Origin of the sequence: Methylibium sp., assembly GCF_965279545.1 — a bacterium.
Lineage (GTDB): Bacteria > Pseudomonadota > Gammaproteobacteria > Burkholderiales > Burkholderiaceae_C > Methylibium.
In genome coordinates this window covers 1,102,589-1,119,290 of sequence record NZ_OZ257250.1, presented here as the reverse complement: position 1 = coordinate 1,119,290, position 16,702 = coordinate 1,102,589, and the positions used below count along the sequence as shown (strand labels likewise).

General features: G+C 69.0%; 14 protein-coding genes. 7 read left to right on the top strand and 7 right to left on the bottom strand.

From position 1 onward, the window contains the following. Positions 1-8 precede the first annotated feature (8 nt). From ACQY9S_RS05230 to ACQY9S_RS05205, 6 genes are all read right to left on the bottom strand, one after another. Entirely contained in the window at positions 9-263 is a 255-nt protein-coding gene (locus tag ACQY9S_RS05230) for a MoaD/ThiS family protein (RefSeq protein ID WP_428423603.1), read from the bottom strand. Then, positions 260-1,471 carry a molybdopterin molybdotransferase MoeA gene (locus tag ACQY9S_RS05225; protein WP_428423601.1) on the bottom strand — a complete coding sequence of 404 codons (1,212 nt, stop codon included), beginning with the start codon at positions 1,469-1,471 and terminating at the stop codon, positions 260-262. The genes ACQY9S_RS05230 and ACQY9S_RS05225 overlap by 4 nt, the downstream gene beginning before the upstream one ends. Then, positions 1,413-2,075: a molybdopterin-guanine dinucleotide biosynthesis protein B gene (gene mobB, locus ACQY9S_RS05220; protein ID WP_428423599.1), complete on the bottom strand. Its 663-nt coding sequence runs from the start codon at positions 2,073-2,075 to the stop codon at positions 1,413-1,415. Before mobB ends, ACQY9S_RS05225 begins: the two co-directional genes overlap by 59 nt. Continuing rightward, positions 2,062-3,483: a threonine synthase gene (thrC, locus tag ACQY9S_RS05215; RefSeq protein ID WP_428423597.1), complete on the bottom strand. Its 1,422-nt coding sequence runs from the start codon at positions 3,481-3,483 to the stop codon at positions 2,062-2,064. Before thrC ends, mobB begins: the two co-directional genes overlap by 14 nt. Positions 3,484-3,612: 129 nt before the next feature. Then, positions 3,613-4,929: a homoserine dehydrogenase gene (locus ACQY9S_RS05210; protein WP_428423595.1), complete on the bottom strand. Its 1,317-nt coding sequence runs from the start codon at positions 4,927-4,929 to the stop codon at positions 3,613-3,615. A gap of 19 nt (positions 4,930-4,948) precedes the next feature. After that, positions 4,949-6,220 (bottom strand): pyridoxal phosphate-dependent aminotransferase, encoded by a 1,272-nt coding sequence (locus ACQY9S_RS05205; RefSeq protein ID WP_428423593.1) that lies wholly within the window; start codon positions 6,218-6,220, stop codon positions 4,949-4,951. A 70-nt stretch (positions 6,221-6,290) separates the two neighbouring features. Between ACQY9S_RS05205 and ACQY9S_RS05200 the strand changes: the two genes are divergently transcribed. From ACQY9S_RS05200 to ACQY9S_RS05185, 4 genes are all read left to right on the top strand, one after another. Further along, a complete protein-coding gene (locus ACQY9S_RS05200; protein WP_428423591.1) occupies positions 6,291-6,668 on the top strand; it encodes an Mth938-like domain-containing protein in 378 nt (125 codons plus the stop codon). 115 nt (positions 6,669-6,783) lie between these two features. After that, positions 6,784-7,260: a peroxiredoxin gene (locus ACQY9S_RS05195; RefSeq protein ID WP_428423589.1), complete on the top strand. Its 477-nt coding sequence runs from the start codon at positions 6,784-6,786 to the stop codon at positions 7,258-7,260. Between the two features lie 149 nt (positions 7,261-7,409). Continuing rightward, positions 7,410-9,101: a PhoH family protein gene (locus tag ACQY9S_RS05190; protein WP_428423587.1), complete on the top strand. Its 1,692-nt coding sequence runs from the start codon at positions 7,410-7,412 to the stop codon at positions 9,099-9,101. Positions 9,102-9,175: 74 nt separating this feature from the next. Then, positions 9,176-10,366 (top strand): acetyl-CoA C-acyltransferase family protein, encoded by a 1,191-nt coding sequence (locus tag ACQY9S_RS05185; RefSeq protein WP_428423585.1) that lies wholly within the window; start codon positions 9,176-9,178, stop codon positions 10,364-10,366. Positions 10,367-10,469: 103 nt separating this feature from the next. On the opposite strand, the gene ACQY9S_RS05180 is transcribed toward ACQY9S_RS05185, so the two are convergent. Further along, positions 10,470-10,946, bottom strand: a complete 477-nt coding sequence (locus ACQY9S_RS05180; RefSeq protein ID WP_428423584.1) for a putative quinol monooxygenase — start codon at positions 10,944-10,946, stop codon at positions 10,470-10,472. Between the two features lie 109 nt (positions 10,947-11,055). Here ACQY9S_RS05180 and imuA point away from each other — a divergent pair, with 109 nt between their 5' ends. The 3 genes from imuA (at position 11,056) to ACQY9S_RS05165 (ending at position 16,674) form a co-directional block, all read left to right on the top strand. Further along, positions 11,056-11,853 carry a translesion DNA synthesis-associated protein ImuA gene (gene imuA, locus ACQY9S_RS05175; RefSeq protein WP_428423582.1) on the top strand — a complete coding sequence of 266 codons (798 nt, stop codon included), beginning with the start codon at positions 11,056-11,058 and terminating at the stop codon, positions 11,851-11,853. Then, positions 11,783-13,291: a Y-family DNA polymerase gene (locus ACQY9S_RS05170; RefSeq protein ID WP_428423580.1), complete on the top strand. Its 1,509-nt coding sequence runs from the start codon at positions 11,783-11,785 to the stop codon at positions 13,289-13,291. The genes imuA and ACQY9S_RS05170 overlap by 71 nt, the downstream gene beginning before the upstream one ends. Before the next feature lie 149 nt (positions 13,292-13,440). Beyond that, positions 13,441-16,674, top strand: coding sequence for an error-prone DNA polymerase (locus ACQY9S_RS05165; RefSeq protein ID WP_428423578.1), 3,234 nt, complete (start codon positions 13,441-13,443; stop codon positions 16,672-16,674). Positions 16,675-16,702 lie beyond the last annotated feature (28 nt).

The following is a 16,702-nucleotide window of genomic DNA, read 5'->3' as shown; positions in this document are numbered from 1 at the left end:
GCAGCGCCTCAACCGCCGGTAACCGGGGGAAAGAATGCGATCTCGGCGCCCTCGCCCACGGTCTGGGTTTCATCGCCCACCATCGCGTGGTTCATCGCCATGCGCAGGGCCCGACCGCGGCCCAGTGCATCGGCATGGTGACCACCGCGAGCGATCAGCCGGTCGCGCAAGTCGGACAGCCTCGCTCCCGTTTCGAGCTCCATGGTCTCGCCGGGCCCGAGTGCCTCCCGGACCGAAGCGAAGTAGCGCACCTGCACCTTCATGACAGCAGCTCCGCGAACGGAAGAAAACGAACCGTCTCGCCCCGCGCGATGGCCCGACCCGGCGGGTTGTCGATCAGGCCCTCGGCCCAGACCGCCGAGGTCAGCACGCCGGCGCTCTGGTTGTCGAACAGTTCGAGCCCTCCTGCAGCGTTGCGCCGGGCGCGCAGGAACTCGCGACGTATGTCAGGCCTGGGCCAGTCGAAATCGGCGCGCAACGACAGGCCGGGCGGCTCGGCATGCGGCATACCCTGCAGCGCCCGCAGCACCGGGCGCACGGCGACCAGAAAGGTCACGAAGCTCGACACCGGATTGCCCGGCAGGCCGATGAAGAGCGCCGCACGGCCCCCCCCGTCGCCACGGACCTCGCCGAAGGCCAGCGGCTTGCCGGGCTTGATCGCGATCTGCCACAGGTCGAGTCGGCCCTCGGCCTGCACCGCGGGCCTCAGGTGGTCTTCCTCGCCGACCGAAACACCGCCCGAGGTCAGGATCAGGTCGTGGCCCTTGGCCGCACGGCGCAGCGCATCGCGCGTGGCATCGAGCCGGTCGGGCACGATGCCGAGATCGCTGACATCGCAGCCGGCGGCCTGCAACAAGGCTCTCAAGGTGTAGCGATTGGAGTTGTAGATCGTGCCGGGCTTGAGCGGCTCGCCGGGCATCACGAGTTCATTGCCGGTCGAAAAGAGTGCCACGCGCGGCCGGCGCACCACGCAGAGCGTCGCCGCCCCGACAGAGGCAGCCAGGCCGAGCGCCTGCGGCGTCAGCCGCTCGCCGCGTGCCAGCACCACGCTGCCGGCACGCACGTCCTCGCCCTGGCGGCGCACCCATTGCCCCGGGGTCGGCTGCAGGTTCACGCGCACGCCCCCCTCGACCACGTCGCACTGCTCCTGCATCACGATCGCATCGGCGCCGACCGGCATCGGTGCGCCGGTGAAGATGCGCGCCGCGGTGCCGGGCACCAGCACCGCGCCGACCTGCCCGGCCGCGATGCGCTGGCTGACCGGCAGCAGCGTGCCGGGTGCGGGCACGTCAGCGGCGCACAGCGCATAGCCATCCATCGAGCTGTTGTCGTGCGGCGGCACGTCGAGCTGCGAGGCCACGTCAACCGCGAGCACGCGGCCGAGAGCCTCGAAGGTGGAGACCGTTTCGGTCTCAGCCAGTGCCGTCGTGCCGGCGAGCAGCCGCGCCAGCGCGTCGGGCAGGCTCAGCATCGGCCTCGGTGTCGGTGTCGGTGTCGACATAAGTGGCTTCGTTGTCGGCGTCGTCATAGGGGGAGCGGTACTCGTGGCGGGCGGCTTGGCCGAGCAAGTAGGCAGCGACTGCGTCGGCGTCGTTGAGATCGAGCACAGGCAGCTGGGTCGGCAGCGGCAAGGCCTCGGGGCTGTCGGTCGCGATCGCGACCACGAAGGGATCGTGCGGGTACTGGACACGTTGCCCGGTCTCGGCACGCCAGATCTCGATCTTCAGCAGGTCGGCGTGCTTGAAGCCCTCGACCAGCACCCAGTCGGCATCGGACAGCTCGGCGATCAGCTGGTGCGGATTCGGATCGGCCTCAACGTCGTATTCGCGGATCTTCGCAAGGCGCCGGTTGGAGGCGATCACCACCTCGTAGGCGCCAGCGGCGCGGTGGCGGTGCGAGTCCTTGCCGGGCTGGTCGATGTCGAAGTCGTGGTGGGCGTGCTTGACAACGCAGACGCGGTGCCCGGCCAGGCGCAGGCGCGCCACGAGCTGCTCGACCAGCGTGGTCTTGCCCGAGCCCGAGTACCCGCAGAAACCGACGACCTTCATCCGGCGACAGCCCTCATGTCGAGCCATTCTCGACGATGTAGGCCTGCACCGTCGATGCGCTGGCCGGCATGACCTTGAAGCGTCTGGGGAGCTGCTCCAGCCCGTCGAGCCCGGCCGGTCTCGGCGGCTCGTGGCCGAGTGCCTCGATGATGGTGGCGGCGAACTTGATCGGCAGTGCGGTTTCGAGCACCAGCAGGGGCGTGCCGGGCTTCGCGTGGGCGCGGCCCACCTTCAGGCCGTCGGCGGTGTGCGGATCGATGGTCACGCCGAAGCGCTGCTGCGTGTCACGGATCGTCGCCACGCGGTCGGCGTGGGTGCTCTTGCCGGACACGAAGCCGAACTCTCGCACCCGCGCGAACTCGGCGGGCGTCAGCGCAAAGCCGCCGTGCCGCGCGATGTCGTCGCCGAACAGCTGGCGGGTGCGCGCGGCCGCGTTCGAGTCATGGCCCAGCAGGTCGAACACGAAGCGCTCGAAGTTGCTGGCCTTGGAGATGTCCATCGACGGGCTGGAGGTCTCGTGCGTGTCGGCCGCGCCGCGCACGCGGTAGCTGCCGGTGCGGAAGAACTCGTCGAGCACGTCGTTCTCGTTCGTGGCGACCACCAGCTGATCGATCGGCAGGCCCATCATGCGCGCCACGTGACCGGCGCAGACGTTGCCGAAGTTGCCCGACGGCACCGCGAAGCTGACCCGCTCGTCGTTCGTCTTCGTGGCCTGAAAATAGCCGGCGAAGTAATAAACCACCTGGGCCAGCAGCCGCGCCCAGTTGATCGAGTTGACGGTGCCGATGCGCCAGCGGCGCTTGAACTCGAGGTCGTTCGAGACGGCCTTGACGATGTCCTGGCAGTCGTCGAACACGCCCTCGATCGCGAGGTTGTGGATGTTGGCGTCGGGCAGGCTGAACATCTGCGCCTGCTGGAACGGGCTCATGCGGCCGTGCGGGCTGAGCATGAAGACGCGCACGCCCTGCTTGCCGCGCATCGCGTACTCGGCCGCGCTGCCGGTGTCGCCGGAGGTCGCACCCAGGATGTTCAGCGTCTCGCCGCGGCGCGCCAGTTCGTACTCGAACAGGTTCCCCAGCAGTTGCATCGCCATGTCCTTGAAGGCCAGCGTCGGGCCGTTCGACAGCGCCTGCAGCGCGATGCCGGGCTCCAGCGGCTTGAGCGGCGTGATCTGCGTCGTGCCGAAGATCTCGCGCGTGTAGGTCTTGTGCACCAGCATGTGCAGGTCCGCGGCGGGGATGTCGGCGATGTACAGCGAGAGGATCTCGAAGGCCAGGTCGGCATACGACAGGCCGCGCCAGCGCGCCAGCGTGGCCGCGTCGACCCGCGGATAGCGCTCCGGCAGGTAGAGCCCGCCATCCGGCGCCAGGCCTTCGAGCAGGATGTCGCAAAAGCCGCGCGGCGTGGTGTCACCACGGGTGCTGAGGTAGTTCATGGACGATTCGGACTCACGACGATCATGCCGCCACGGCCCCTTCCAGCTGCCGCCGAGGCTCCGGCTTCGCCGGGCCGATGGTGGCGCCCCCTTGAGGGGGAGCGGCGAAGCCGCAACGGAGGTGGGTCATCAGGACAGTTCTTCCTTGCGAATGCGCACGATGGGCGCCAGCACGGTCGGCAGCGCCTGCATCTGCGCCAGCGCCGCGTTCATCTTGCCTTCGAGCGTGTCGTGGGTCAGGATGATCAGGTCGGTCTGGCTCTCGCCCTCGGCCGACTCGCGCTGCAGCACGGCATCGATCGAGATCGCATGATCGGCCAGGATGCGGGTGATGTTGGCCAGCACGCCGGCCTTGTCAGCCACCTGCAGACGCAGGTAGAAGGCCGTGATGGTCTGCTCGATCGGCAGGATCGGTGTGGCGGCCACTGAATCAGGATGGAAGGCCAGGTGCGGCACGCGGTGATCGGGGTCGGCCGTGATGAGCCGGGTCACGTCGACCAGGTCGGCGACCACGGCCGAGGCCGTGGGCTCGGCACCGGCGCCCTTGCCGTAGTAGAGCGTCGAGCCGACCGCGTCGCCCTGCACCACCACGGCATTCATCGCCCCTTCGACGTTGGCGATCAGGCGTGTGCCCGGGATCAGCGTGGGGTGCACGCGCAGCTCGATGCCTTGCGCGTCGTCGCGGCGCTTGGTGATGCCCAGCAGCTTGATGCGGTAGCCCAACTGTTCGGCATAGCGGATGTCGGCCGCCTGCAGCCTGGTGATGCCTTCGATGTAGGCGTGCTCGAACTGCACCGGCGTGCCGAAGGCGATCGCACTCATGATCGTGGCCTTGTGCGCGGCATCGATGCCCTCGATGTCGAACGTGGGGTCGGTCTCGGCATAACCCAGGCGCTGTGCCTCCTTCAGCACCGTGGCGAAGTCCAGACCCTTGGAGCGCATCTCCGACAGGATGAAGTTGGTGGTGCCGTTGATGATCCCGGCGATCCAGCCGATGCGGTTGGCCGTCAGGCCCTCGCGCAGTGCCTTGATGATCGGGATGCCGCCGGCCACCGCCGCCTCGAAGCCGACTGCCACGCCGCGCTCGCGCGCGGCGGCGAAGATCTCGGTGCCATGCACCGCCAGCAGCGCCTTGTTGGCCGTCACCACCGGCTTGCCGGCCGCGATGGCGGCCAGCACCAGTTCGCGCGCCCGGGTCGTGCCGCCGATCACCTCGACGATCACGTCGATGTCGGGGCGGCGCACCAGCGCGTCGAAATCCTCGGTCAGCACGACCTCGCTGCCGAGCGAGGCGCGCGCCTTGGTCACGTCACGCGCGGCCACCGCAGCGACCTCGATGCCGCGACCGGCACGACGCTGGATCTCCGCACGATTGCGCTGCAGCACCTGCACCACGCCGCTGGCCACCACACCTGCACCCAGCAGGCCCACTTGGATCGGTTTCATCTTCAATTCGGACACGGTGTCAGACGCTGTGGCGCTTGCGGTAGTGATCGAGGAAACGCGCGATGCGGCCGATCGCATCGCTCAGGTCGTCGGAGTTCGGCAGGAACACGACGCGGAAGTGGTCGGGACGGGGCCAGTTGAAGCCCGTGCCCTGCACGATCAGCACCTTCTCCTCGGCCAGCAACTCGTAGGCAAACTGCTGGTCGTCTTCGATCGGGTAGAGCTTCGGGTCGAGCCGAGGGAACATGTAGAGCGCGGCCTTGGGCTTCACCACGCTCACGCCGGGGATCGCACTCAGCAGCTCGTAGGCCACATCGCGCTGGTGCGCCAGCCGCCCGCCCGGACCCACCAGGTCCTTGATGCTCTGGTAGCCCCCGAGCGCGGTCTGGATTGCGAGCTGTCCCGGCGTGTTGGAACACAGGCGCATCGACGCCAGCATGTTCAGGCCGACGATGTAGTCCTGTGCCAGCTTCTTGTTGCCCGAGACGATCATCCAGCCAGCGCGGTAACCGCAGGAGCGGTAGTTCTTGCTGAGCCCGTTGAAGGTCACGAACAGCACGTCGTCGGCCAGCGAAGCGATGCTGGTGTGCGTGGCGCCGTCGTACAGCGTCTTGTCGTAGATCTCGTCGGCGAAGACGATCAGCTGGTGCTGGCGGGCCAGCTCGACGATCTCGCGCAGCAGGCTTTCCGGGTACAGCGCGCCGGTCGGGTTGTTCGGGTTGATGACGACGATGGCGCGCGTGTTCGGCGTGATCTTGCGGCGGATGTCGTCGATGTCGGGGTACCAGTCGCTTGCCTCGTCGCACAGGTAGTGCACCGGGTTGCCGCCCGACAGCGACACCGCCGCGGTCCACAGCGGGTAATCGGGCGCCGGCACCAGCACCTCGTCGCCGTTGTCGAGCAGCGCGTTGAGGCTCATCACGATCAGCTCGGAGGCGCCGTTGCCGAGGTAGACGTCGTCGACCGTGACGCCGGCGATCGACTTCTCCTGCGCGTAATGCACCACCGCCTTGCGCGGTGCGAACAGGCCCTTGCTGTCGGTGTAGCCGGCCGTCTGCGGCAGGTTGCGGATCATGTCCTGCACGATCTCGTCGGGCGGATCGAAGCCGAACACCGCCAGGTTGCCGATGTTGAGCTTGATGATCTTCTGGCCCTCTTCCTCCATGGCGCGGGCCTTGTCCAGCACCGGACCACGGATGTCGTAGCACACGTTGGCGAGCTTGCTGGACTTGGCAATGGGCTTGGACACGGGAACTCCTGAAATACACCGGGCGACAGACGGCAACGCCATCTGCACGGCAGCCTAAAATTAGACCACAGCGCCCGTCCGCGATCCCTCCCAGCCCCTCCCGCCGCGCCCCATGAAACTGCAGCCCGATCGCATAGCCGCCGCCAACGTGATCAGCGGCTACACCCGCCACAGCGTGCAGATCGGCGAACACACGTGGCACGACAGTCTGGTGCTTCCCTGGCAGGGCGACGTGACGCCGTGGCGCGATGCGCGCTTCGACACCTTGAGCCCGCTTCATTTCGAGACGCTCGCGGCATTGGGCCCGGAGCTGGTGCTGTTCGGCAGCGGCAGCACGCTGCGCTTTGCGCGCCCGGAATGGCTGCGCCCCCTGATCGAACGGCGCATCGGTATCGAGACCATGGACACCGCGGCCGCATGCCGTACCTACAACCTGCTGGTGGCCGAAGGCCGCACCGTCGTGGCGGCCCTGTTGATCGAAGGTGCCTGAGCGCCCAATGTGGCGCCACATGCCGCTGCTGTTTGTGGGGTGGTCGAGGTGCTTGACAGCGCCTTTATAATCAACAGTTAGCCTTACTCGAGGCGCCTACTCAGCAGCACCCTTCATGACGCCCGCCCTCAACAAAGCCCTCCCGGAATTTGAAGCGCAGGCCACCGGTGGCCTGAAGTTCACGCCCCAGGCCTATCTGGGTCAGACGGTCATCCTGTACTTCTACCCGAAGGACAATACCCCTGGTTGCACCACCGAAGCGATGCAGTTTCGCGATCGTCACAAGGACTTCGTGAAGGCCGGCGCGGTGGTGTTCGGTGTGTCGCGCGACAACATGGCCTCGCACGACAAGTTCAAGCAGAACCTCGAGCTGCCGTTCGAGCTGATCGCAGACACCGAGGAAAAACTCTGCCACATGTTCGGCGTGGTCAAGAACAAGATCATGTACGGCAAGAAGGTCAAGGGCATCGAACGCAGCACTTTCCTGATCGATCCCAACGGGGTGCTGGTCGAGGAGTGGCGCGGCATCAAGGTGGCCGGCCATGTCGACGAGGTGCTGAAGTCGGTCAAGGGGCTCAAGAAAGTCGCCTGAGCCGGCGTAACCGCGGCGTCACAAACCAGAGATTGAAGTCAGGCATGCGGTGTGCATAATGGGCCCATGCCTGTGAGTCATTCACCGCATCCGAGCAAGCCGCACAGGCGACTGTGCGGCTTTTTCACTTCTTAAGGCCCACGAAGTCCATGCCCCTGCCCAAACCGCCCGCCAAGAAAGCCTCCCTCCTCAGCGCCAGCGACTTCGATTCCCAGGCCGCACCCAAACCGGGCACCCGCGCCACCAAACAGGACAGCCCGGCCCCCGCGTTGCTCGACCTGTTCGATCCGCACCCCAAGACCCCGGCCGCCAAGGCACCGGCCCCGGCAGCACCGGCCGCCGCCCCGCGCACGGCCCAGGCGCCGGCCGCCGGCTTCCTGCCCGTCAAGGCGGTCAGCCGCGGCGCGGCCACCGAGCCGCGCCCGCGCAAGCCTCGCCCCAGCGGCCCGCCCAAGCTGTTCGTGCTCGACACCAACGTGCTGATGCACGACCCGATGTCGCTGTTCCGCTTCGACGAGCACGACATCTACCTGCCGATGATCACGCTCGAGGAGCTCGACGGCCACAAGAAGGGCATGAGCGAGGTCTCGCGCAACGTGCGCCAGGTCAGCCGCGAACTCGACGCGCTGGCCGGTGGTGCCGACAGCGCGAAGTTCGACCCGGCGACGGGCGTGCCGCTCGCGAAGACCGGCCACAAGGAGGCCGGCGGCACGCTCTTCTTCCAGACCACCTTCCTCGATGTCAAGCTGCCGGCCGGGCTGCCGCAAGGCAAGGCCGACAACCAGATCCTGGGTGTGGTGCAGAGCCTGCGCGAGCAGCATCCCAGCCGCGATGTGGTGCTGGTGTCGAAGGACATCAACATGCGCATCAAGGCCCGCGCGCTCGGCTTGCCGGCCGAGGACTACTTCAACGACAAGACGCTCGAGGACGGCGACCTGCTCTACACCGGCGTGCTGGCGCTGCCGGCCGACTTCTGGGAGCGCCACGGCAAGACGATGGAGAGCTGGCAGCAGGGCGGCTCCACCTTCTACCGCATCGCCGGCCCGCTGGTGCCGGTGCTGATGGTCAACCAGTTCGTCTACCTCGAGACTCCGGGCGCCGCGCCGCTCTACGCCAAGGTCACCGAGATCACCGGCAAGACCGCGGTGCTGAAGACGCTGAAGGACTACTCGCACGCCAAGAACGCGATCTGGGGCGTGACCGCGCGCAACCGCGAGCAGAACTTCGCGCTGAACCTGCTGATGGACCCGGACTGCGACTTCATCACCCTCACCGGCACCGCCGGCACCGGCAAGACGCTGATGACGCTGGCCGCCGGCCTGTCGCAGGTGATGGACGACCGCCGCTACAGCGAGATCATCGTGACCCGCGTGACCGTGCCGGTCGGCGAGGACATCGGTTTCCTGCCCGGCACCGAGGAGGAGAAGATGGGCCCGTGGATGGGCGCGCTCGACGACAACCTCGAGGTGCTGTCCAAGAACGATTCCGGCGCCGGCGAATGGGGCCGCGCGGCCACCAACGACCTGGTGCGCAGCAAGATCAAGATCAAGAGTCTGAACTTCATGCGCGGGCGCACCTTCCTGAACAAGTTCGTGCTGATCGACGAGGCCCAGAACCTCACGCCCAAGCAGATGAAGACGCTGATCACGCGGGCCGGGCCTGGCACCAAGATCGTCTGCCTGGGCAACCTGGCGCAGATCGACACGCCCTACCTCACCGAGGGCAGTTCGGGCCTCACCTTCGCGGTCGACCGCTTCAAGGGCTGGCCGCACAGCGGCCACGTGATGCTGGCGCGCGGCGAGCGCTCGCGGCTGGCCGATTACGCGTCGGACGTGTTGTAGGCCCACCTGCCCGGGCAGGTTCGAGCGAGCCGGGCAGGCGCACAATTGACGCCCTGCACACAAGGAGATCTGCGATGACCACTCCCCGAGACGTCTTCGTCGTCGGTGCCGCGCGCACCGCCATCGGCACCTACGGCGGCACCCTGAAGGACACGCCACTCGTCGACCTGGCCACCTTGGCGGTCAAGACCGCCCTCGAGCGCAGCAGCGCAGCGGCCGACCGTATCGGCCACCTGGCGATGGGCACCGTGATCCCGACCGAACCGCGCGACGCCTATCTGAGCCGCCTGGCCGCGGTCAACGCCGGCCTGCCGAAGGAAACCCCGGCCTTCAACGTGAACCGCTTGTGCGGCTCGGGCCTGCAGGCCATCATCTCCGCGGCCCAGTCGGTGATGCTCGGGGACTGCGAGATGGCCATCGGCGCAGGCGCCGAATCGATGTCGCGCGGCCCCTACCATGTGAGCACGGCCCGCTGGGGCGCGCGCCTGGGCGACACGGCGATGCTCGACTACACCGTCGGCGTGCTGCACGACCCCTTCCACAAGATCCACATGGGCCTCACGGCGGAGAACGTGGCCGAGCAGTTCGGCATCACCCGCACGATGATGGACGAGCTGGCGGCCGAGAGCCACCGCCGCGCCGCGAAGGCGATCGCCGAGGGCCGCTTCAAGAGCCAGATCGTGCCGGTCGAGATCGTCACCCGCAAGGGCACCGTGAGCTTCGACACCGACGAGCACGTGAAGGCCGACACCACCGTCGAGACGCTCGCCAAGATGAAGCCCGCCTTCAAGAAGGACGGCGGCACGGTCACCGCCGGCAATGCCTCGGGCATCAACGACGGCGCGGGCGCGGTGGTGCTGGCCAGCGCCGACGCTATCAAGGCTGCAGGCCTGAAGCCCCTGGCACGCTTGGTGGCGTATGCCCACGCCGGCGTGGAGCCGAAGATAATGGGGATCGGTCCGGTGCCGGCGACCCAGCTCGCGCTGAAGAAGGCCGGCCTCAGGATCCAGGATCTCGATGTCATCGAGTCCAATGAAGCTTTCGCTGCACAGGCCTGCGCCGTCGTGCGCGAGCTCGACCTCGATCCCGCCAAGGTCAACCCCAATGGTTCGGGCATCTCGCTCGGCCACCCGATCGGTGCCACCGGCGCCATCATCACCACCAAGGCGCTGTACGAACTGCAGCGCACCGGCGGGCGCTATGCGCTGGTGACGATGTGCATCGGCGGCGGCCAGGGCATCGCCGCGATCTTCGAGCGCGTCTGATCGATCACGCCGGTCGTGGCCCGAGCGGGCCGCGACCAGGGCTCCGGCATGCACCGTCGGAGCCCTCCACCCGTCGGGCCGAGCGCCCGCCGGGGCTGAGGCGTCAGCGGCGGAAACCGCCGCTTTGCAGCACGAAGAACTGCGGGTTCAGCCCCTTCAGCGGCTCGCGCAGCTGTTCGATGTCAGCGGCCGGGGCGTGCACTTCGAGCCGCATCACCTCGGCGATCTTCAGTGCCTCGCCCAGCAGCGCGCCGACATTCTCCAGGTGCGCGAGCACACCGGCGGCGCCGTCATAGCCCTCACGGCAGTGGACCACGTCGCCATCGGAGCTGAAGGCGTAGAAAACGCATTGGGGCTCGTTGCGGGTCTTCTCGATGAAGCGTGGAAACATGGCCTTGAATTCGTCCAGCTTGCCGGGAGCCACCTTGAAGTAAGGAACGAGGCTGCAGCAGGTGTCGGGGGTGCTCATCAATGTCTCCAGGAAGGATGTGGTGGTGCAAAGTGCAAACGCGAGCGTGCCGACCTCTTCCGTCGCCGCACACCGGATGAACCCGTAAGCAAACCCCTGGAGGTTGTCCACGCGACGGGAGGGCTCGAGCCGGAACGGCGCAGGCCCTGGGCCCGATCGAGCAGGCGCACATGGATACTGTATTTATGTACAGTCTCCATCTCCCACCCTGTTTCCTGCCATGTCGTCCTCCCCGGCCCCCGCTTTCCCCGCCACCACGCCGTCGGCGTCGACACGCGCGCTGGCGTCCTTCGCGGATCGCCCGGGGGCGTCCCTGTGGCGGGCCGGCGCGCTGGCGCAGCCCCCCACTGCGACCAGCTCCACCGGGTGGCCAGCGCTCGATGCCGAACTGCCTGGTGGCGGTTGGCCCTCGAGCGGCCTGACCGACCTGCTGACCGAGCCGGCGGGCGGCGAGCTGGCCTTGCTCGCACCCTGGCTGCAGACCCTGGGGCAGCGCCGGGAGGCGGCAAGAGAGCTGGTCTGGATCAACCCGCCGGGCAGGCCGTGCCTCAGTGCGCTGCAAGCCCTTGCCCTGGACTGGCCGCACCTGGTGTGCGTCACCCCGGCCACGCCGGCCGATGCCGCCTGGACGGCGGAGCAGGCCGTGCGCGCCGGCAGCTGCGCCGCCGTGCTGTGGTGGAGCGAACGGCCGGTGGCCCGCCCCACGCTGCGTCGCCTGCACCTGGCCGCGCAGGCCGGCACCACCCCCCTGATGGCCATGCAGGCGCCGGCCGCCCGCGCGCTGAGCAGCCCGGCACCGCTGCGCCTGGCCTGCCTGCCGCTGCCGGACCGCGTGCTGGCGGTCGACGTGTTCAAACGCCGTGGCCCGCCGATGCCCCACCCGCTGCAGCTGGAGCTGCCCTGGCCGGCCTCGGCACACCGCTTGCCGGCTCCTGAAAGGAACTGCGATGCTGTGGATCGCCCTGCACCTGCCCCAGCTGCCGCTGCAAGCCCTGCCCTGGTCGCGGCCCGGGCTTGAGGCGGCGCTGCCGGTGGCGGTGGCTGAGCAGCACACGCTGCTCGGTGCCAACCGCGCCGCGCGCGCGCTCGGCGTGCGCGCCGGGCAGAGCGTGGCCACGGCCTTGTCGCTGTTGCCACAGCTCAGCGTGATGCCGCGCGACGTGCCGCGCGAGGTTGCGACGGTCGGACGGCTGGCACTGGCGCTCGGCGCCCTCACGCCCCACCTCAGCCTTGCGCCTAGCGGCGTGCTGCTCGAGGTGCAGAGCACGTTGCGGCTGTTCGGTGGCATCCGCGCCCTGCTGCGCCGGGCGCGGGCCCTCGCACTCGCGGTGGATGTGCAGGCGCGGCTGGGCTGCGCGCCCACCGCGAGTGCCGCGTGGCTGTTCGCCACCAGCGGCCTCGTCCGGCGGCACGCGCTGCAGGCTCGCGGCTGCGCGCAGCGGCTGGACCGGCTGCCGGTGTCGAGCCTGTCGCAGCTGCTGCCGCTGACCCTGCACCAGACCGAGCTGCTGCAAGCGCTGGGGATCCGGGAATTCGGTGCACTGCGGGCCCTGCCGCGTGCCGGTTTGCAGCACCGGCTCGGCCGGGAACCGAGCCTCGCACTCGATCGCAGCTACGGCACCGCACCCGACCCCCGACGGTGGTTCACGCCGCCCGAGCGCTTCGTGGTGCGGCGCGAGCTGATGCAGCGGGCCGATGACGCCGCGGTACTGGTCGCAGCAGTCGAGGCCCTGCTGCCGGCCCTGCTCGGCTGGTTGCAGCTGCGCTGGCAAGCCGCCACCGTGCTGGCGCTGCGCTTGCGCCATGAACACGGCCGCGAGCCGCTACCCGACACCGTGCTGCGGCTGCAGCTGTCGGTGCCGAGCCGCGACATCGCCCAGCTCGCGCTGCTGTGGCGCGAGCGCCTGCAACGCCACGCACTCGCCGCGCCGGTGTACGAGATCGCGCTTGCACTGGAAGCCACGGCGCCCGACGGGGGCACGCCCGGCGAGTTGCTGTCCATCCCGGGGCGGCACGACGGCGAGCACGCGGCCTTGCTCGACCGGCTGGTCGCGCGGCTCGGGGTCGACCATGTGCAGCGCTGGGTGCCGGTGGCCGACCACCGGCCCGAGCATGCACAGCGCGCGCTGCCGGTCACTGAAACGCCGCCTGCCGTGGCCGCGATCACGACCGCGCCCCGGCCGACCTGGCTGCTGCCGACCCCGCTGCCCCTGGCGACCGATGCCGGGGGCCGGCCGCTGCACGGCGGGGTCTTGCGTCTGTGCTCGCGGGCCGAGCGCATCGAGGCCGGCTGGTTCGACGGCGCGCTGGTGCGGCGCGACTACCACGTCGCCGAAGGCCGCGATCACCGGCTGCGCTGGATCTATCGGGAGCACCGCTCCAGCACGTCGGCGGGTGCGTCGGCCGGAGTGTCCGCCGGTGCGGCCGGCTGGTTCCTGCACGGCTGGTTCGGATGAGTGGCGCCCCCGGCCGCGGCGTACCGCGCCCTCCCACGGGGGAGCTCAGCCGGCCTGGGACGGCCCGGCGCTCGGCTGAGGCGATGCCGCAACCGGCCCAACCGAAGACGCCGCTTCCGGCGTCACTTCCATTGCCTGCGCCGCAGGGGATGCGGCCGGGGCTGCCTGCCTACGCCGAGCTGCACTGTCGCTCGAACTTCAGCTTCCTGACCGGCGCCTCGCACCCGCAGGAACTGGTGGGGCGCGCAGCCCAGCTCGGCTACGCAGCGATCGCGATCACCGACGAGTGCTCGGTGGCCGGTGTGGTGCGGGCGCATGCGGCGCTGAAGGGGCTGGGGGAAACGCGCCCACCCCCCGGCCCCCTGCCCCGGCTGGTCATCGGCAGCGAGTTCACGCTCGCCGCCTCGCCCGCCGCGCCGGGCTGCCGGCTGGTGCTGCTGGCGATGAACCGTGAAGGCTATGCCCAGCTCTGCGGGCTCATCACGCTCGGCCGCGGCCGCAGCGCCAAGGGCAGCTATCAGTTGAGTGTCGATGACCTCGATGCGCCGCTGGCCGGCCAGGGCCACCCCGCCGGCGTGCCCGACTGCCTGGCGCTGCTGATCCCGCGCCGCGACGACGACCACGACCTGCTGCTCGCGCAGGCCCGCTGGCTGGCCACCCGCTGCGGCGAGCGCGCCTCGATCGCGATCGAATTGCTGCGGTGGGCCGACGACGAGCCCCTCGTCGAGCGGCTGCTCGCCGTCTCGGCCGCTTGCGGCCTGCCGCTGGCGGCCGCCGGCGACGTGCTGATGCACGTGCGCTCGCGCAAGCCCCTGCAGGACACGCTGACCGCGATCCGCCTGAAGCGCCGCGTCGCCGACTGCGGCTTCGCGCTGATTCGCAACGCCGAGCAGCACCTGCGGTCGCGACTGGCGCTGGCACGGCTCTACCGGCCCGAATGGCTGCAACGCAGCGTGGACCTCGCGCAGGCCTGCGACTTCTCGCTGAAGGAACTGAAGTACGAGTACCCGGACGAGATCGTGCCCGCCGGCGAGACGGCGACCAGCCACCTGCGTCGCATGACGGAGCGCGGCGCGCACGAGCGCTACCCGGCCGGGGTGCCTCGCAAGGTGGAAAAGCAAATCGAACGCGAACTCGAGTTGATCCTGAAGAAGCACTACGAAGCCTTCTTCCTCACCGTCTTCGACGTGGTCCGGTTCGCCCGCTCTCGGGGCATCCTGTGCCAGGGCCGCGGCTCGGCGGCCAACTCGGCGGTCTGCTATTGCCTGGGCATCACCGAAGTCGACCCGACGAGAACCACTTTGTTGTTCGAGCGCTTCATCAGCGACGAGCGCGACGAGTCGCCCGACATCGACGTCGACTTCGAGCACGAACGTCGCGAAGAAGTCATCCAGTACATCTACGGCAAGTACGGAACGCACCGCACCGCGCTGGCGGCGGCACTGGCGACCTACCGCGTGCGCAGCGCAGTGCGCGAAGTCGGCAAGGCGCTCGGGCTGGACGAGTCACGCACCGCCCGGCTCGCAAGAAGCCACCAGTGGTTCGACGAGCGCGAGAAGCTGCAGGAGCGGCTGCTCGAAGCCGGCTTCGACCCGGACGCGCCGGTCACGCAGCAGTGGCTGGAGCTGAGCTCGACGCTGATCGGCTTCCCCCGGCACCTGTCGCAGCACGTCGGCGGCTTCGTGATCGCGCGCGACGAGCTGTCACGCATGGTGCCGATCGAGAACGCCGCCATGGAAAACCGGCGTGTGATCCAGTGGGACAAGGACGATCTCGAATCGCTGGGGCTGCTGAAGGTCGATGTGCTGGCGCTGGGCATGCTGAGCGTTCTGAAACGCTCGCTCGACATGGTCACGCAATGGCGGGGCTTGCTGCCCGGCGCTGCCGGCCAACCGCGCCATGCATGGCGGATGGAGGACATCCCGCGCGAGGACGGCAGCACCTACGCCATGATCCAGGCGGCCGACACCGTGGGCGTGTTCCAGATCGAGAGCCGCGCCCAGCAGAGCATGCTGCCGCGGCTGAGGCCCGAGGCGTTCTACGACCTGGTGATCGAGGTCGCGATCGTGCGGCCCGGGCCGATCAGTGGCGGCATGGTGCATCCCTACCTGAAGCAGCGCGAGCTGCAGCGCCAGGGGAAGCGGCCGCCACCTCTCTATCCGGCCCTCGAAAAGGCTCTCGAGCGCACGCTGGGCATCCCGATCTTCCAGGAACAGGTCATGCAGATCTGCATGATCGCCGCCGACTTCACCGGCGGCGAGGCCGACGAGTTGCGCCGCGCGATGGCCGCCTGGAAACGCAAGGGCGGCGTGCACCACTTCCACGACCGCATCGTCGAGCGCATGGTGGCCAAACGCTATGACCGCGAGTTCGCAGAGCGCATCTTCGAGCAGATCAAGGGCTTCGGTGAGTACGGCTTCCCGGAAAGCCATGCCTTCAGCTTCGCGCTGCTGGCCTACCTGAGCGCCTGGCTCAAGTGCCACGAGCCGGCGATCTTCCTGGCCGCGCTGCTGAACTCGCAGCCGATGGGCTTCTACTCGCCATCGCAGCTGGTACAGGACGCACGGCGTCACGCGATCGAGGTGCGCCCGCTCGACGTGTGCCACAGTGCCTGGGACTGCACGCTCGAACCGGCCTTGCCCGGCAGTGCCCGGCCCGACGCGCGTGCGCCCCAACCGGCGGTTCGCCTGGGGCTGCGCTGGGTCTGCGGCTTCAACGAGGCCGCCTCGAAACGCCTGCTGGCTGCCCGCGGCGCGGCGGCGTTTGTCGGCATCGACGATCTGGCCCACCGAGCCGCACTCGACCCGCAGGAATTGCAAGTGCTGGCCCGCGCCGACGCGCTGCAGGGCCTGGCCGGCCACCGCCGCCAGCAGGTCTGGGCGGCGAGCGGCCAGCCGCGCCGCGCCGCGCTGCTGGCCGACACGCCCCATCGCGAGGACCCGCTCGCCCTGCCCGCCGCGCCCGAAGCCGAAGAGATCACCCTCGACTACGCGAGCACCCGCCTCAGCCTGCGCCGCCATCCGTTGGCGCTGCTGCGTCCGCGACTCGCGCAGCGCGGCTGGCGCAACGCGCACGAACTCGCCGCACTGAAGAACGGCAGCCGCACGTGGGCCTGCGGCATCGTCGTCGGCCGCCAGCAGCCCGAGACCGCCAAGGGCACGATCTTCGTCACGCTGGAGGACGAGACCGGCTCGGTCAACGTGATCGTCTGGAAAGGGGTGCGCGAGCGCTACCGCCAGGCGCTGCTCGCTTCACGGCTGCTCGCAGTGGCCGGCGAGTGGCAGAAGTCGCCCGAGGGGGTCATGCACCTGGTGGCCCGGCGGCTGGTCGACGTGACGCCCTGGCTGGGCCGGCTGGCGACGAGTTCGCGGGACTTTCATTGACGCCCCGCTCGTCGCCTCGAGCCGCTCG

Excerpts from the sequence above, each read along its gene's own strand:
- mobB (WP_428423599.1), bottom strand. The coding sequence starts at position 2,075 with ATGGCTCGACATGAGGGCTGTCGCCGGATGAAGGTCGTCGGTTTCTGC.
- ACQY9S_RS05230 (WP_428423603.1), bottom strand. The coding sequence starts at position 263 with ATGAAGGTGCAGGTGCGCTACTTCGCTTCGGTCCGGGAGGCACTCGGG.
- ACQY9S_RS05225 (WP_428423601.1), bottom strand. The coding sequence starts at position 1,471 with ATGCTGAGCCTGCCCGACGCGCTGGCGCGGCTGCTCGCCGGCACGACG.
- ACQY9S_RS05190 (WP_428423587.1), top strand. The coding sequence starts at position 7,410 with ATGCCCCTGCCCAAACCGCCCGCCAAGAAAGCCTCCCTCCTCAGCGCC.
- ACQY9S_RS05165 (WP_428423578.1), top strand. The coding sequence starts at position 13,441 with ATGCGGCCGGGGCTGCCTGCCTACGCCGAGCTGCACTGTCGCTCGAAC.
- ACQY9S_RS05210 (WP_428423595.1), bottom strand. The coding sequence starts at position 4,929 with ATGAAACCGATCCAAGTGGGCCTGCTGGGTGCAGGTGTGGTGGCCAGC.
- ACQY9S_RS05185 (WP_428423585.1), top strand. The coding sequence starts at position 9,176 with ATGACCACTCCCCGAGACGTCTTCGTCGTCGGTGCCGCGCGCACCGCC.
- ACQY9S_RS05170 (WP_428423580.1), top strand. The coding sequence starts at position 11,783 with ATGCTGTGGATCGCCCTGCACCTGCCCCAGCTGCCGCTGCAAGCCCTG.
- thrC (WP_428423597.1), bottom strand. The coding sequence starts at position 3,483 with ATGAACTACCTCAGCACCCGTGGTGACACCACGCCGCGCGGCTTTTGC.
- ACQY9S_RS05205 (WP_428423593.1), bottom strand. The coding sequence starts at position 6,220 with ATGGCGTTGCCGTCTGTCGCCCGGTGTATTTCAGGAGTTCCCGTGTCC.
- ACQY9S_RS05195 (WP_428423589.1), top strand. The coding sequence starts at position 6,784 with ATGACGCCCGCCCTCAACAAAGCCCTCCCGGAATTTGAAGCGCAGGCC.
- imuA (WP_428423582.1), top strand. The coding sequence starts at position 11,056 with ATGTCGTCCTCCCCGGCCCCCGCTTTCCCCGCCACCACGCCGTCGGCG.
- ACQY9S_RS05200 (WP_428423591.1), top strand. The coding sequence starts at position 6,291 with ATGAAACTGCAGCCCGATCGCATAGCCGCCGCCAACGTGATCAGCGGC.